This is a genomic window from Parabacteroides sp. D25, assembly GCF_000307475.1.
Lineage (GTDB): Bacteria > Bacteroidota > Bacteroidia > Bacteroidales > Tannerellaceae > Parabacteroides > Parabacteroides distasonis.
In genome coordinates this window covers 303,775-319,696 of record NZ_JH976502.1, presented here as the reverse complement: position 1 = coordinate 319,696, position 15,922 = coordinate 303,775, and the positions used below count along the sequence as shown (strand labels likewise).

13 protein-coding genes are annotated in these 15,922 nt (G+C 41.1%); 8 read left to right on the top strand and 5 right to left on the bottom strand.

Annotated elements, in window-relative coordinates; translation table 11 throughout:
• Positions 1–3 precede the first annotated feature (3 nt).
• From HMPREF0999_RS08260 to HMPREF0999_RS08245, 4 genes are all read left to right on the top strand, one after another.
• Positions 4–1,584 (top strand): glucosaminidase domain-containing protein, encoded by a 1,581-nt coding sequence (locus HMPREF0999_RS08260; protein WP_009275665.1) that lies wholly within the window; start codon positions 4–6, stop codon positions 1,582–1,584.
• A 36-nt stretch (positions 1,585–1,620) separates the two neighbouring features.
• Positions 1,621–2,235 carry a hypothetical protein gene (locus HMPREF0999_RS08255; protein ID WP_004312147.1) on the top strand — a complete coding sequence of 205 codons (615 nt, stop codon included), beginning with the start codon at positions 1,621–1,623 and terminating at the stop codon, positions 2,233–2,235.
• A gap of 5 nt (positions 2,236–2,240) precedes the next feature.
• Entirely contained in the window at positions 2,241–3,749 is a 1,509-nt protein-coding gene (locus tag HMPREF0999_RS08250) for an ArdC family protein (protein WP_004312146.1), read from the top strand.
• 199 nt (positions 3,750–3,948) lie between these two features.
• On the top strand, positions 3,949–4,326 hold the full coding sequence (locus HMPREF0999_RS08245) for a hypothetical protein (RefSeq protein ID WP_009275663.1): 378 nt from the start codon (positions 3,949–3,951) through the stop codon (positions 4,324–4,326).
• A 22-nt stretch (positions 4,327–4,348) separates the two neighbouring features.
• Here the strand turns inward: HMPREF0999_RS08245 and HMPREF0999_RS08240 are convergent, their stop codons facing one another.
• Genes HMPREF0999_RS08240 through HMPREF0999_RS08230 form a run of 3 tightly spaced genes read right to left on the bottom strand, consistent with a single transcriptional unit; the run spans position 4,349 to position 6,330 of the window.
• On the bottom strand, positions 4,349–5,110 hold the full coding sequence (locus HMPREF0999_RS08240) for a hypothetical protein (RefSeq protein WP_009275662.1): 762 nt from the start codon (positions 5,108–5,110) through the stop codon (positions 4,349–4,351).
• 10 nt (positions 5,111–5,120) lie between these two features.
• Entirely contained in the window at positions 5,121–5,564 is a 444-nt protein-coding gene (locus tag HMPREF0999_RS08235) for a DUF2493 domain-containing protein (RefSeq protein ID WP_010183953.1), read from the bottom strand.
• The gene (locus HMPREF0999_RS08230) at positions 5,551–6,330 is read right to left on the bottom strand and encodes a hypothetical protein (protein WP_009275661.1); all 780 of its coding nucleotides are present in this window, start codon (positions 6,328–6,330) and stop codon (positions 5,551–5,553) included. Before HMPREF0999_RS08230 ends, HMPREF0999_RS08235 begins: the two co-directional genes overlap by 14 nt.
• Before the next feature lie 152 nt (positions 6,331–6,482).
• Here HMPREF0999_RS08230 and HMPREF0999_RS08225 point away from each other — a divergent pair, with 152 nt between their 5' ends.
• The 4 genes from HMPREF0999_RS08225 to HMPREF0999_RS08210 are packed head-to-tail and all read left to right on the top strand — an operon-like array spanning position 6,483 to position 12,209.
• On the top strand, positions 6,483–7,406 hold the full coding sequence (locus tag HMPREF0999_RS08225) for a WYL domain-containing protein (RefSeq protein WP_004312142.1): 924 nt from the start codon (positions 6,483–6,485) through the stop codon (positions 7,404–7,406).
• Positions 7,403–7,894 (top strand): 3'-5' exonuclease, encoded by a 492-nt coding sequence (locus HMPREF0999_RS08220; RefSeq protein ID WP_004312141.1) that lies wholly within the window; start codon positions 7,403–7,405, stop codon positions 7,892–7,894. The genes HMPREF0999_RS08225 and HMPREF0999_RS08220 overlap by 4 nt, the downstream gene beginning before the upstream one ends.
• 35 nt (positions 7,895–7,929) lie before the next feature.
• Positions 7,930–9,747 (top strand): DUF262 domain-containing protein, encoded by a 1,818-nt coding sequence (locus HMPREF0999_RS08215; RefSeq protein ID WP_009275660.1) that lies wholly within the window; start codon positions 7,930–7,932, stop codon positions 9,745–9,747.
• A 5-nt stretch (positions 9,748–9,752) separates the two neighbouring features.
• Positions 9,753–12,209, top strand: a complete 2,457-nt coding sequence (locus HMPREF0999_RS08210; protein WP_009275659.1) for a DUF262 domain-containing protein — start codon at positions 9,753–9,755, stop codon at positions 12,207–12,209.
• Between the two features lie 561 nt (positions 12,210–12,770).
• Here HMPREF0999_RS08210 and HMPREF0999_RS08205 read toward each other — a convergent pair.
• Positions 12,771–14,219: an OmpA family protein gene (locus HMPREF0999_RS08205; protein ID WP_009275658.1), complete on the bottom strand. Its 1,449-nt coding sequence runs from the start codon at positions 14,217–14,219 to the stop codon at positions 12,771–12,773.
• Between the two features lie 53 nt (positions 14,220–14,272).
• Entirely contained in the window at positions 14,273–15,727 is a 1,455-nt protein-coding gene (gene mobV, locus HMPREF0999_RS08200) for a MobV family relaxase (RefSeq protein WP_009275657.1), read from the bottom strand.
• Positions 15,728–15,922: the final 195 nt, after the last annotated feature.

The following is a 15,922-nucleotide window of genomic DNA, read 5'->3' as shown; positions in this document are numbered from 1 at the left end:
GCAATGTCAAAGAATCAAGAATATATCCAACAATATGCAGAGTATGCCATGGAGCAGATGCGCAGATATGGCATACCTGCATCTGTCACGCTTGCACAAGGTATCTGTGAAAGTGCCAGTGGCCAGAGTGAACTGTCCCGTAAGGGAAACAACCATTTTGGTATCAAGGCCACATCCAGCTGGATTGAGAACGGAGGCAAATATCTTGTATATACCGATGACCGTCCAAATGAAAAGTTTTGCCAGTATGCAAATGTGGGAGATTCCTATGAGCATCATTCTCAGTTTCTGAAAAGGAACGGAAGATATGCCGGACTATTCCAACTCTCACCTGATGACTATAAAGGATGGACAAACGGATTACAGGATGCAGGATATGCGTCAAGCAAACAATATGCAGCAACCCTTCAGAATATTATCGAGAAGAACGGATTGCAAAAATATGACCAGATGGTAATGCAGGAAATGAAGGCACTGGGTAAATCCTTTGGAACTGCTGACAATCCCTGTCAAGCCACATCCGATGATGTTTCCGTGCAGGATACTGAAGAAAAGAAATATTCCTTCCCTTTAAAGAGAGAGGAGTTTATGCTGGTTACTTCTCCCTTTGGTACAAGAAAGGATCCTTTGGACGCAAGTAAGTCCCAGTTGCATAAAGGGATTGACATCCAGACAAATCATGAGGCAGTCCTTGCAACAGAAGATAAAGGAAAAGTTGTCAACGTGAACAGCAATGCCAATACAAACGGAGGACGGTCTGTTACAGTTGAGTACAATAGGAACGATGGCAGCAAATATCAATGTACCTACATGCACCTGGACAGTATATCCGTCAAGATCGGTGATGAAGTTGCTGCCGGACAGAAGCTTGGCATTTCAGGAAACACTGGGTATCGGACTACTGGTGAACATCTTCATTTTGGAGTTATATCCATATCCACAGATGGAACAAAAAGAGATATTGACCCGGCTGCATATCTTGCTGAGATTTCACAAAAAGGGAACATCTCATTACAGGTTCTCAGTAACGGAAAAGATCTGACTGCGCAATACAAGAGTGCAAGTCAATCCGATGCCAATGTGCAGCCAGATACAGCCATGAGTCCGGATGAGTGGATGAAGAAAATTCTGTCCTCTGAAGACAGTGGGGTGAATATGCCTATAGCTGATCCTGTAATAGAGATGGCCATGACTATGTTCACTTCACTCATGGCTCTTGCCCTCCAGATAGATAATTCAAGTGAGGAGGAAAAGATGCAGAAGGCTACTGCTGCAGCTGTCAGTAAAAGCATAGACCTTACTCCTATCCTCCCATCCTATAAGACCTGCACCATAAGCCTGCAGGATGGTAAACCCAATCTGTATGCAGACAATGGAGTTGTACAACTCAACAGAGAACTGAGTAATGCAGAAATAAACAAGATCCAACAGACGCTTGGCAGTACCATGATGAACGATGATGAGAAACGACGTAGCATCGCCTCTGTTATTAACTCTGCCGTGGTCACGCTGCAGATGTCACAAAACTATCAGAACAATCTGGAGATCCAACAAGGCAGACAGGAGTCTGTACAGTTGAAATAATTTGCTTTTTAAGTATAACAATCAATTCGTTTTATTATGATTAAATGTAATGTAACCGTGTGTGGCACCGTTTCCCGCCAGGCACAAATGCGTGCTAACAAAGAAGGTACGCAGTTCGCATCATTCGGTATCAATATCGTTATTCCGGCAAAATCAGGAATTAACAAGACAGTTGAAATCAGTGTGGCCAAGACCTGTAACAACCTATCTGAGTTACCACCAATTCAAGTTGGGACTCGCATTGAAGTAGCCGGTATTCTAATGTTCCACAAAAAGGGAGAAGCATTATACCTTAACCTGTCTGCAACTGGTATTAACACATTCAATGCAGGCAATAACGACGGCATTAACGGTACAATGGAGTTCAGAGGTACTTTAGGCAAACAAATTGAGGACAAGACAACTAAAAATGGTAAGTCCTTTACGGTGTTTTCAGCTTATAGTAGCGAAAAGGATGGAGATAATTACACCTATACCTGGGTACGCTTTATGCAATTCGACAAAAGAAAAGAAGCATGGATGCAACCAAAAGCCGGAATCAATGCCAAGGGGGATTTGGAATTAGGTGTGTACAATAACAGACTTGACCTTACATGCCGCATAAGCGAATGCTCTCTTTGGGAGAAAAGCTCTAACTCTTACCAACACTAATGACTATGACAGGTAAAAAGATTTATAATTCAGATGGCCGTAGCAGTGAAGATAAGGCCTTGGACAAATTCGCAGAGATGATGATTGAGAAAATCAAGACTTTGCAGAATGACTGGAAGAAGCCTTGGTTTACAGATAAATCCATCTCTTGGCCAAGAAATCTTTCTGGCCGCGAATACAATGGAATGAATGCACTCTTACTCATGATGCACTGTGAGAAACAGGGATATAAACTGCCTGTATTTTGTACTTTTGACCGTGTAGCCGGTCTGAACTATACCAAAGACAAGCAGGGAGTCCGTCAGCAAATAAAGGATAACAATGGGCAGGAATTGCCAAAGGTTTCCATTCTGAAAGGAGAAAAGAGTTTCCCGGTGTTCATCACGACATTCACTGTTGTCGATAAAGAGACAAAAGAAAAAATTAAATACGATGACTATAAACTGTTGAGTGAAGAAGAAAAGAAAGGCTACAACGTCTATCCAAAGCTTCAGGTATATAACGTGTTCAATGTGGCCCAGACCAATCTTCAGGAAGCTCGTCCTGATTTATATAAGAAACTTGCTGATGAAGGAAAACAGATACGTCCACAATCTGAAGGTGAGGATTTTTCCTTTGCTCCTATCGACCGGATGATAAAGGATAACGAATGGATATGCCCCATCAAGCCTACCTACGGAGACAATGCCTACTACAGCATTTCAAAGAATGAGATTGTCGTTCCTGAGAAAAAGCAGTTCAAGGATGGTGAGTCATTCTATACCAACCTGGGGCATGAGATGGCCCATTCCACAGGAGCAGAGAATCAGTTGGGAAGACTACAGCCAACGTCCTTTGGTAGTAAGGAGTATGCCCGGGAAGAGCTTGTGGCCGAGCTAAGTGCAGCCCTCGTTGCACAACGCTATGGTATGACCAAGCATCTGAAAGAAGACAGTGCCAGTTACCTCAAAAGCTGGCTTGACAGCTTGAATGAATCTCCGGAATTCATCAAAACTACACTGACAGATGTGAAAAAGGCATCAAGTATGATTACAAAATGTATTGATGCCATGCAACAGAAAATTGACCAGGAACAAAACATAGAAGTAGTCCAAAGTAATAGCCAAGAGCCTGTGTACTATGCTTCTGTAGCCTACCTTCAAATGGGTGAAGACACAGACAGACTTGACAAGCTACAAGAAAAGGGCGATTATGAGGCACTATTGAAGGAAGCCATTGAGTACGATGCCGGTGATGCCATAGACCTGTCCAACACTTACCTGTCTCCTACAAAATACCGTGGAGATGACCTGTTGGTGGAGAACGAACACTATGCCGTGGTATATAACCCGTCTGTTGGAGGAACCTATGATGTGATGCGTAAAGTCACTGCTGAAGAAGTCAGACAGAACATCACCCGTTACGGATTGCCTGATAACGCCACTGCTGATGTCAAGTCCATTACTGGAAAACAGGAACAGAAAATGGAAACTGTCGCACAAGAAGAGACGCACTACTTTCATAGAGGGAGGTAATTCTATAGACGATTAGTAGGCTGTCACTTCACCATTAATTTGATGAATGAGGCAGCCTAAAATTGCTTACCTGCCTCCGTCGGGGAAGAGGTGCAGAATCATAACAGAAAAACATCCTTTGTCCGTTAACGTAAAGCATAACCGTTCAAAGCGCAAACGCGCTTACAGGTAGGAAAAGAGACAGGAATATCAGGAGAAGATGATTCAGCGAGAAAAGACGATAGCAGAGCTGACAGTAAACGGCAGCAGCTTCAGGGAAAAGGATGTTGCCTTTTTATTGGGTGTTCAACATGACACCAGATATGAATACAGGTCAGTAACATCCAATGTAGAGGGCCGTTTGGACTATATTCTCACATCCATTATAAAATACCAACAGATTGAACTAAAGAAATACAATAATGCCATATTCTATCTTTCGGTTCCCTCCCGTTATCCATTGGCCGATGAGGAACTGGAAAACTTCAGAATAAAAATAAGGGAATTACTGGGTTACGATAATATGCTCTTTGGAATGGCTATAACAGATAGTTCAAATATGAGGATAAAAGCCGTTTTGCATCTCATCCTCAATTGAAGGCTTTTACCGGGAGTAGCTATTACTCCCACCATTCCCTCAGCTTATTCAGTCGTATTTTATAATAAAGTCTTTCCATCTTTCGTATATAAATGTCACGTTCATAAATTGCTCTTTGATCTTTTTGAAATCTGTTGCTAACTGATGAGTGTACATCCATATAATTGCTCATCAAAGATGGTCTCACTATATCCTTTACATTGCGAATATTCATATGCTGAAGCTGGTTTTCAGTGATATGAATCCCATTCTCTTTAATGTGCTGCAACAGAAGAATACAGAGGTCAATCCATTTATTAAAACCGAAATTTCCATTTCCGTCAACAATCAATGAATGAGAGAAATACGCCCTCATACAACGCAACTTATAATATTCCAACTCGTAAAGAAAGCGCCAGTCATATTGAGGGGCAGTTTTTGCGGCTTCAACCAACTCATCAATCAACGGCTGTAATTCCTCCTTGGCCCAAGCGCTGAAACGTTTCTTATGATACCACATGGCACGATGATACGATGCTGTATCCACCATGAGATGTTCCTTCTCATTTTCATCTAAGCATACTTGTTCCCCTTCAGAAGAAAAGGCATAAGGATCCTGAGCCTCCCTTAAGGCATAGAGTGAAACCCACTGTTCAAATTCATCGTCAGACTTAAGTTGCTTAGGAATACACATTCCACGTTTAAAAAGTTCCTTCTTCTCTTCCTCAGACAGATGTGAAACATCAGCCAAGGGGTACTGATAATTGTCTAATTCTAATCCCGTTAATTTCTTCGCTCCATCCATTGTGATATTATTATTTTTGATTATAGATAAAAATCCTATAAGGAATGCCCTTGTTCTTAGCCAGCTCAATAATATGCTGAGTTCCTTTGGACTTACCATCCCAGAAAGCCACCAGATGTGTGGCTATTTCCATCATGTCTTCGTTTCTGAGAAAGCCTGCCATACGATGGTGCAGCTTCCAATTAGCTGGGAAAAGAATCTTTGTCAGTTCAAATTCATCGGCAAAGCGGATGGCAAGCGTATCTGCTCCATCAGCCATTCCCGAAATGATTTTTATATCAGAATCACCACAGAAATCCTCTTGAGCGAACAAATGTCCCAGGCTTTCCTTCATAAACTCATAATCGGTGAAGTCACGTCCACCTGCCACTATTACTTTGGCAGCCTCCCTATAACTTTTACGATACAGGTCTTTCATTATTTCTGCCATTGATTGTCCATTATTCTCCATCATATTCAGTTTTATTACGAGCACTGTTGGTAATACATACATCTACAAAGAAATCATCCATACGCAGCAAATCCGGTATGGAATAATCCTTATGGGTACAAATGTCGTGCACTGCATGGCAAATACAGATTGAATCCAGTTCTGGCCTCATCAGACATCCTTCTGCCCATGTTTCTCCGTCGTCTAAAGTATTTACACAGTCCAGTTCCTCATCTGTCATCGAAGGGTTACATCCAGGTCTGTACGATACAATTGCACTTTCTATCTCTGCCACCCGATGTCTGCTTTTCTCCATCAAAAGACTGACCAATTCTATCATATAGTCAAAATCAGACTGGTAAATCCTATCCTCCTCATATTTCAATACCGAGTCGCAGTCATTGTATGAATATACCAACTTGCCTTCCACATCACAATCGTCACCATCAAGATACATGTTCATATTGGCCAACGACATGCGATACATCTGAGCAGTACGATGATACATCTGGTTAGTCAAATCCAGAAGTCGATTGTTCTGCTTTACAAAAATCTCCATCTCACGTTGAGTGGCCTGAAACATTTTGTCCAAAACGAGTTTTCTACTCATGACAAGACTCTCAACAGTCCTCATTTCCTGCCCGCCAACGTGACGCAGATAGAAGTCCATAGGATCAGTGCCAACATGCAACTTGACAGCACTTTCCACACTCCGCAACATACCCTGCAATTTATAGATATCCGATTCATTGCGAACTGTATCTACGAAATCTCTTGAAGAAAAATTCATTTCTGAAAGGTTTTGAAGTTTACGCTACAAAATTGATTAAAAGCTACGCCGATTTATAGCATAACCTTCTATTTTCTATCAAAAAAAGATACCTACGCAATATTTTGGCGTAGGTTTTAAGTAACTTTGCCATAAATAAAACCCAGAATAGTATGGCACAAAGCTTATTAAGTAAATACGTTTGGATTATAGATACCATTTATAAGGCCGACAGAATATCTTTTAAGGAACTTAACAGCCTATGGCTTGACAGTGAGATTAGTGAGGGAGTGGAAATTCCCAAACGCACGTTCGACAACTGGAGATATGCCATCCAGGATATGTTCGGACTATTTATTGAGAACGAAGGCAAGGGCAAATACCGCTACTATATTATGAATAAAGAGGACATCAGCAAGAATGGTCTCCGTTCATGGATTTACAACACCTTCTGTGTGAGCAACGCGCTGGACGAGAGCCAAAGCATAAAAGACCGAATCTTGCTGGAATACGTCCCTTCTGGCCAGGAATATCTTCAGAAGATTATTGAAGCGATGAAATCAAATCAGATTCTCAATATAACATACCACAGTTATTGGAAAGACGAAGAAAATAATTTTGATGTGGAACCTTTTTGTGTAAAGCTTTTTCGTCAGCGATGGTATCTGGTGGCACGCAGTACCTATACCTATTATCACAAACAGGGACCAAGAATCTATTGCCTCGACCGTATTACGTATCTGCAAAAGAGAGAGGAAACATTTAAAATGCCTGAAGGTTGGTCAGCCGAAGAGTTCTTCGACGGCTGCTTTGGAATCATAGCCGACAATAACATTCCAAAAGAACACGTAAAATTAAAGGTCAGCGCAGGACAGGCAAACTATCTGCGCGACCTGAAACTTCATGAGTCACAAGAGGAAACCGAATGTAATGAAGAATACAGTATATTCACTTACTACCTCCGTCCGACTTTTGATTTTCAGCAGGAGTTGCTTTGGAATGGTGAAGATCTGGAAGTCCTTGCTCCGACATGGCTACGTAAAGAACTGGCGGAAAAGATTAAAAGAATGTATAACAAATATAATATCAGCGAATGAAAGATTTTGCAGCAATAGATTTTGAGACAGCCAACAACCAACGCTCATCAGTGTGTTCCGTTGGCATAGTGATAGTAAGGGACGGAGAAATAACAGACACTTTTTACTCACTGATAAACCCGGAACCAAATTATTATAATTACTGGTGTTCACAGGTACATGGACTTACACGTAAAGACACTGATAATGCCCCTGTCTTCCCTGAGGTGTGGCGGCAGATAGAACCTCTCATAGAAGGCCTGCCATTGGTAGCCCACAACCGTCCTTTTGATGAAGGATGCCTGAAAGCAGTGTTCCGGGTATATCAGATGGATTATCCCTGCTATGAGTTTTATGATACACTCAGTGCTTCACGCAGGGCTCTACCCTGTTTGCCCAATCACCAGCTCCACACTGTAGCCGAAGCTTGCGGATATCAGCTGAAGAACCATCATCATGCCCTTGCCGATGCCGAAGCGTGTGCCTGGATTGCGAGGGAGATTTTATAAATCAAAAAAAACTTTTACCTTTAAATCATATCATTATGAGTGATATAAATAAAAAAGAAATACATTTAAAAGCCTTTTCGGAGTTAAAAGGAAAGATTTTCCATATACCATATCAACAGCGTGGATATAAATGGACTAAATCAAATGTAGAAGAACTTCTGAACGATTTGCGTGAATTTATATCATGCAATAAGGAATCAAAAAGAGTGTACTGTCTGCAACCATTGGCCATTGTACCATTGGGCGATGAAAGGTACAGTGTCATTGATGGACAACAAAGACTTACAACCCTATATCTTCTACACATGTACCTGTACGGTAATGAACCTTACACATTTGAATATGATCGTGACGACAGTAACATTCCGTCAAGAAGTGAATACCTGAAAAATATTGCTTCGGAAAACGAAAAGACAGCGGATAAGAATATCGACTTCTTTTATATCTATACAGCATATCATTATATTTCTGATTTTTTTTTGGATGACAAACTTAAGCAATCCTTCAGGGACTTGCTTGAACGCCCCAAGGATCAGAAGTCATTGCAAGTAATATGGTATGAGGTAGAAAGAGCCAGACAATATGAAACTTTCAGAAATCTGAATAGCGGCAAGATACATCTGACAAATACAGACCTTATCAAGGCTCTGTTGCTCAACCGTGTTTCAGGACTGCCTCAAGTTGAACGGATGGAGGCTGCTGCCATATTCGAAAGAATGGAACGTGACTTGCAGAACGACCATTTCTGGTATATGATTAACGGCAATGAACTGCGGGAAGGACAAACAAGGATGGATTTCTTGTTCAACCTTGTGGCTGGATGCAAACAAAGCGACTATGACATTGATTCAAGATGGTCGTTCAGAAATTACTTCAATGACTCTAAGAAGGAAAATTTATCGCAGAAATGGAAAGCTGTACGACATACTTTTCTAAGATTGAAAGACATGTATGATAACATCTACAGCTACCATTACATTGGGGGCCTCACGTATAATTCAAACAGGAATCCTATCAACAATATAACAAGATGGCTTGCACTTAACAGGGAACTTACTCATTCTGAATTTATCAACAGACTAAGAAGCGAAATCAAGACTATACTTACCAGAAAACATAAAGCCATTACAGAATACAGTTACTATAGCGATAAAAAAGATTTACGTCTTCTATTCCTGATGCATAACATCGAAACAATACTCCAGCGATTTGAACAGCTGCATGAAGACGAACGGTTAAGTCTCGAAAATGAGTATGAAAAGTTCCCGTTCGAGCTTCTTCACAGGCAGTCATGGGACATAGAACACATTTCATCGAATACAGATTCCGACTTCAGAAATTCTGCAGACAGAAAAGCCTGGCTAGAAAGCATAAAGCAAGATTTAGGCAATGAATACACCAAAGATGAAAACAGTAAAATAAAAGAGCTGGAAATGATATACAGTACAAGTGAAAAACGTGAAGACTTTAACCGTTTGTATACAGCCATAATGCGACAATACGATGATAAAACGGACTCTATAAAAGACAACGCTCCTGACGGGAAAGACAAAATGCAGATTGGGAATCTTACTCTTCTAGACAGCAGCACTAACCGCAGTTATCATAATGCCTTATTTCCTCGCAAACGGAGATATATAATTGTTGCCGATGGCATTTCCGATAAAAGCGACAAATTCGAGAGCTCACTCACACCTCGCTATATCCCTCCATGCACACGACAGGTCTTCACCAAAGCATATAACAAGACCAACAAACTATCGCTTAATGCCTGGACGCAGGAGGATGCCGATTTTTATGTAAAAGACATGGAGCAGAAGCTCGGATATTATTTCAACAACGAAAAAATATAAAAGCTATGAATTTCATCGAGTCATTCAACAGTAAAACCATACTGATACCCCTACTACAGCGTGACTATGTACAGGGAGGCAGAGAAGATGTGATAGTGCCATTCTTAGATTCTCTTCTCAAAACCAATCAGGACCTGAACTACATATACGGATATGAGGAAGACGGATGTTTTGTACCGGTAGACGGACAACAGCGTCTTACTACACTTTGGCTTCTTTACCTATATCTGTATTCAAGAAAACAATGTAAAAATAAATTTAATATAAATATCAGATTTGCCTCAAGAGAATATGCCGAAGACTTTTGCGAAAGGCTGTCCCTTCATTTGGAGAAACTGGTCAAAGAGAACGATGCCGATTCATTGGATAAAGTGATCGTCAATCAAAACTGGTTCATCCAATCCTGGCTCAGCAACACAAGTGTAAGGAATATGCTGGCAACACTTAAATTCATTCATAGGAAGATAAACGAAGAGAATTTTGATTCAATATGGAATCGTTTGGTCGTATCGGCAACTCCAGGTATTACCTTTGCATTTCTACAAATGGATGAAAGAAACGGTTTAGACGATGACATATACATCAAGATGAACGGTAGAGGAAGAAAGCTGTCTGCTTTCGAAAATTTAAAGTCGTTTATGGATGAAAATGTGGCTGGATTGTTTTTTGCTGAGGATTGGAAAATGAAAATGGACAATAAGTGGGCGGATATGTTTTGGGATAACCGGAACCGCCAGCAGGAACATCCTGAAGAGATTGACGATGAACAGCTGTACTGTTTATACAATCTCCTCATACTCTATCATATCCAGAATGACGAGCTCCTTGATACGATAATCAGAATAAAGGATGAAGAAACGCTTCTATACGAGGAGTTGACCTCATTCTTCGGAAAGAATGAAAAGACCGAAGTCAAGGATGTGATAAAGTCTGTTATAGAAAGACTGCAGAAAGCAGGCAATTTCCCGCTCACCTGGTTTGAGCGTCTTAACTTGCTATCACCCGGCTTCTTTAAATTTGCTTATAATAAGCTTAACACGCTGACATCATATTGTAAAAAATTTAATGAGATGCAGCTTTACATTGGAGAATCCGATTCCGAAAAAACATCCAGGACCTACCAACTATGTATGTGCGAAGGCTCTTTCGGCAGAACACTCCCATTATTATATGCTTTGTTGGCATACCAGGAAGGCGAAACCGAGCTGTTTGATTGGATGAGGACAATGCGGAATCTCATTCTCAATACTGTTATAGGCAGTGAGGATTTACCTTCAATAATTAAAGACATCGACGCTTTCAGCACACTGTGTAAGAATAGCAATATATATACGGTATTACAATCGGATGATGTGAAGAATGTATTGGATAAATTCAACAAAAGTCAAGTGAAGGAAGAAACCAGAAAGGCTTCTATGCCCGAATTTAAAGATGAAATGATTAACATGGAGAACGGAAGATTCTTCAGAGGTAGAATAGGTATCTTGTTCCGTATGCTAAAAGAGCAAGAAGGATATGACTGTATGTCGAAAGAAAACGTGAAAAGCTATTCATCCGTTCTGCTTGAATTATTCGACGGTAATGATAATGGACTTTCCACAAAATTCGAAAAGGATTACCTTTTACGCAGAGCATTAATGTCTTTCCCTCCATATTACTTTGGGAAAGAAGTAAGCTCATGCTGGTCTTTCAACAATGGTCTAACTGAGTGGAGAGAATACATAACCCAAGAAGATTATGATATAAGCTCCCTACAACAGCTGATGAAAAAATTACTTATCCCTGAATTCAAGTCCGGCAAAGATTTAGTAAACGTCTTATCAGAATATATTACTGATATTTCTTCAAACTTCGAAGAGGATATACGTAAGAAAGATAAAGATTCCCATCGGTATTATTTTATCAAGTATCCTGCTATTTGGGCGTTCATGGATACAAAACGGTGTGTTTGGAACGATAATAATTATGACATCGTGCTAAAATCGGCAAATGGAAATAACAGTAACAGGATGGAACTGCGCACAATATCTTTGTTTTTGGATTATAAAGAGAAAAAGGATTCCATAAATCAACAAGGATGGAGCGTTTCTATATGGCCAAAAGAAAAATCGTGTATGTATTTCGATTTCAAAATCCCCGGAGAAGAGAATAGAACTATTGCCATTGATGTCTATTTTTATGATGACAATGGTAACAGGAATAGTGAAGATTGCTATGCATTCGACCTGTTTATCCGTCCGACTCACTATGATGCCATAAATGATGAAGAAAGAAAATTATTTGCCGATAAGTGCTTCACCCAAAACGAATCGCTGTTCTCATCTATTATTCCAGAATATAGTGAACTGTTTAAGAAAAATGATAATGGCCGTTTGAAAAGCCAAGTCCTTTACTCAAAATATAATCTTAAGAACATACTAACGAAGATTTTGAGTGATATCAGTTCCTATTATAAAAAATAGAAATATTTTCACCATTCCGGCTTTCGTTTTGCTTAGGGTAGTGTTTACATTCCGAATGTTCAGATTTATATGAAAACAAAATTCACATATTCCACTTTACACGAATCCAATAACTTTAAAATCTGGCATATTAAGTAAATGACAGTTATATGGCATCTTGTGGCGAATTGGAATTGAACTGTATCATAGGCAATGACAATGCCCTATCATTATACAGAGGAGTTTTATTTTAAAAATCGATTTACAACTTAAGTATCGAAGAAATATTATGTTTTCGACTGTTAGGATCTAAATCAGATAAGGATGCCAAGCTACTTAATATGTGTGTAGCAAAATATACAATAAAAGGCTTTACAATTTTCAGCAGATTACCTTGTCATCAACACAAATTGAACTAAACCGGATGAGCATGGAAGTTGTTTAGAAAAAAATATAATAGGTAATATAAAAGGTATGCAAGGAAAATCCGAGCATACCTTCTCTATGTAAACCATAATTTGATGGATAAAATACAAATCAAAGTCTCACGACTTTTTAGCAAAAGTTTCGCATTATCTATTATCATTCAGTAAGCATGACCACCGTAAAACGGTTAGAGTCATTGGCCTTAAACTTATCTATTCCACCAAAACTGTGCAGATGAATTAAACCTTCAGGTACCCCTCTATCAATAAGCTTTTGAGCTACATATCTGGCACGACGCTGGCCAAGCTCCTGATTGATGGACTGTGTACCAGTGGCACTGTCTGCTGCTCCGGATATGGTCACTCTTAAATTATGCGCCTTGGATATTTCAGCGATGTCATCAAGGTTCACAATCTGGGATTCATCTACAAGCCTGTCAGAATTTAGCTGGAAGAAGAAGTACACCGGAACACCCACTGTTATCTTTGAATTACCTGAATTTACTATTGAGTCCAATGCATTATTATTTACAGACATAAGATTATCAGATACATTTTGACCGGCAGACAAAAGTGAGTCTGACTGGCAGTTCCCAGTCCGTACATGCGTATCTACAAGACCGACTTTTGCATCATCATCCAAATTTTCAGCTATACCGTCAATACCTGATTTGCTTTCTGGTGAGCCAGACTTTTTCCCGGACAACCGTGCTCTTAGTGAGTTAAGCCCACTATAGTTATTCTTGGGATAGACTGTCAGCACCTCTTTCTCTCTAGACATTTTTTTCTGCAATCGTATATTCTCATCCTTCATATAGGAGATGTAATCTTTGAGATAAGCATTCTGCTCGATATAAGGTGTAGCATCAACTACACGCTTCCATCCAGCCTTTCCTAATGTGATGGAGAGACCGGCTGAGACCGTAAGCATATTATCCTTGAATTTTATAGAGCTACCCATATTATCAAAATTCTGGGCTGTAGTCAGTCCACTGACACCAGCAACAAGTTTTACCCTGTTGCCAATTCTGTAACCTATCTCCAGTCCATAGGTAAAGGCGAACGGACGGCTGCCATCTGAACCACTGCCACATGAGCAAGGATCAGACCAGTCCGCATTATGAATCATACCCACTCCCACATAAGGAACAATATCCCAAAGAGAGAGTCCGTACTCATTCTGACGGAGTCCTGAAGTCAGATTGTACATCAGGTCTGCATGACAGAACTGATACTTCATGGATTTGAACTCAGCGTTCTTGAACGTCAGTCCCTGGAAACCTACACGTCCACCGATTGCGGGTGTGAACCACTTTCCAACACCTACCTTCAAGGCAGGTGTTATCCGGTCGAACACATCACCGCAACCAATGGGTGATCCGAGAAAAGCTGAAGCCCCGCCCTTAATTTCTATAAACCAATTTCTACCCCAGTTGGCTGCTTCGCTTACATTCTTCAGATATGTAGGATTCATAGGCAAGAGCATCTGCTCCTGACTGAAAGTATTTTGCTTATAAATGCTGTCAGTATTGTGATGGATGTTACTTGCAGAGACTGTCATTGCAGCAAGACATCCAGTTAAAAGCATAAGAATATTCTTTCTCATATAGTTTATACTTTAATAGTCGTTGATACTGTCATAAGCCAACAGGCTTACCATTACATTCTCTTCTTCCGTTTGACAGATGGCGCACACATCTTGCGTGCCATTGCCAGACACCTACGTGCCCACTCACGGTCATCATCTTCCGGCCGCCTTCCCCAACCAGTGGAGGGGCCACCGCCACCTCCGTGAGTCTGGGCAATGGTCGTAGCATCGTCCACATAACCGCACACAAGGTTCAAGGCAACCATGACAACATGATTTCCCTGTTCTGCCAGTTGGCAGATCAGTGTATCGTTAAACAAGGATTTTGTTTCCTCCGGCAGATGGTGATAGCGGGATGTGAACTCCTGTGACATTGTGTCAAGCATTGCACCGTTCAAGTGATAGCTCATGTTATGAGCCCATGAAAGTTCAGACTGATTGGCCTTGTCTTCCAGTTCCCTGGCTTGCTGCTCGATGTCAGCCTTATCTTCACGAAGAGCTTCAAGCAACCGGTTAGTCTCATCAAGTTTCTTTTCCTTGTCTGCCAGTTTAGCTTCAACCTGAGCCTTCTGGTATTCGAGACTTTGAATCTTGCGTGCAATCTCTGCACTGATACTCTCGCTGTTGGCCTGCATTTCCCGAAGAGGACGAAGTTCATCTTCAAGACGGTCTTTCTCCGTCTTCAGATTATCAATCATGGTCGTAAATGACTTCTGTTTCTTCTGGGCTATTGCCAGTTCCTCGTTCAGAGACTTAAGCAACTTCCTGTTGTTCTCCAACTGGGCTTCAAGTGTCACACAGGCATTGGCCAGCCATCGTCGGTATTCCTCAGTAGAGCGATGCCTCGCACCAGATTCTACAACCGACACCCCTCTTGTAAGGCCCCATTTTTCATTGACCTTCGCAAGCTCGTCGTGCAGGGCAAGCATATAATTCTTAAACTCCAGACGGTTCTGTCCATGGAAAATCTGCTTGAAAGCAAACTTGCCGTTCTGGTCTATCGGTAGTAGAGCACAGTGAACATGCGGGTTCTTCTCGTCACAGTGAACTATAAAGGAAATGATGTTTTCCTCTCCATATTTATCTGCCACGAAGCGATAAATGTCACGTGCCCATTCTTCTATTTCCGGCATACGCCTTACATGTTCGTTACCTCCTTTGCTCTCAAAGTCAACTACCTGATTGCCGAAGGCCAGCTCACGCATACGGTCGGTTGAGCCTCCGAATATGAAGTTGACCACTGTCCGGAAACGTGGCTCGGCTAGTCCTTCATTCGGATCCTTGATGCCACGTGACGCAAGGTTTTCTGCCATGCGTTTTGTCAGCGGACGCTTCTTATCTATCGGTGTGACTATGCCACCTTTTTGTACCTCGAAATTAAGATGTTCACGGCTACGGTCATAGTTACCCTCACGCATAGCCTGCTCCCATCCTTTATCCGTCCAGGCACGTAACTCCTCATTGCTCGTCTGTGAGAGCCCTTTGGAAGTCTTTATATCCATGACTTGTTTTGATGTAGTACCCATAATGACAATTTTATTTTTTGCGTTATTCTGAGCCTTTTTTCAGTCTCCTTTGCGGTCATACGCACACTTAGAAAACTGACCCAGCTTGCTGTTTATCTGGTCAGCCCTCCCGCCGCTTCATAGCGGTCGGGGTATTAGGCTTCCCGAGACTGTAAAAAAGTGGCACGTGCAAGCACGCTGCCTGTCGTTGCATCT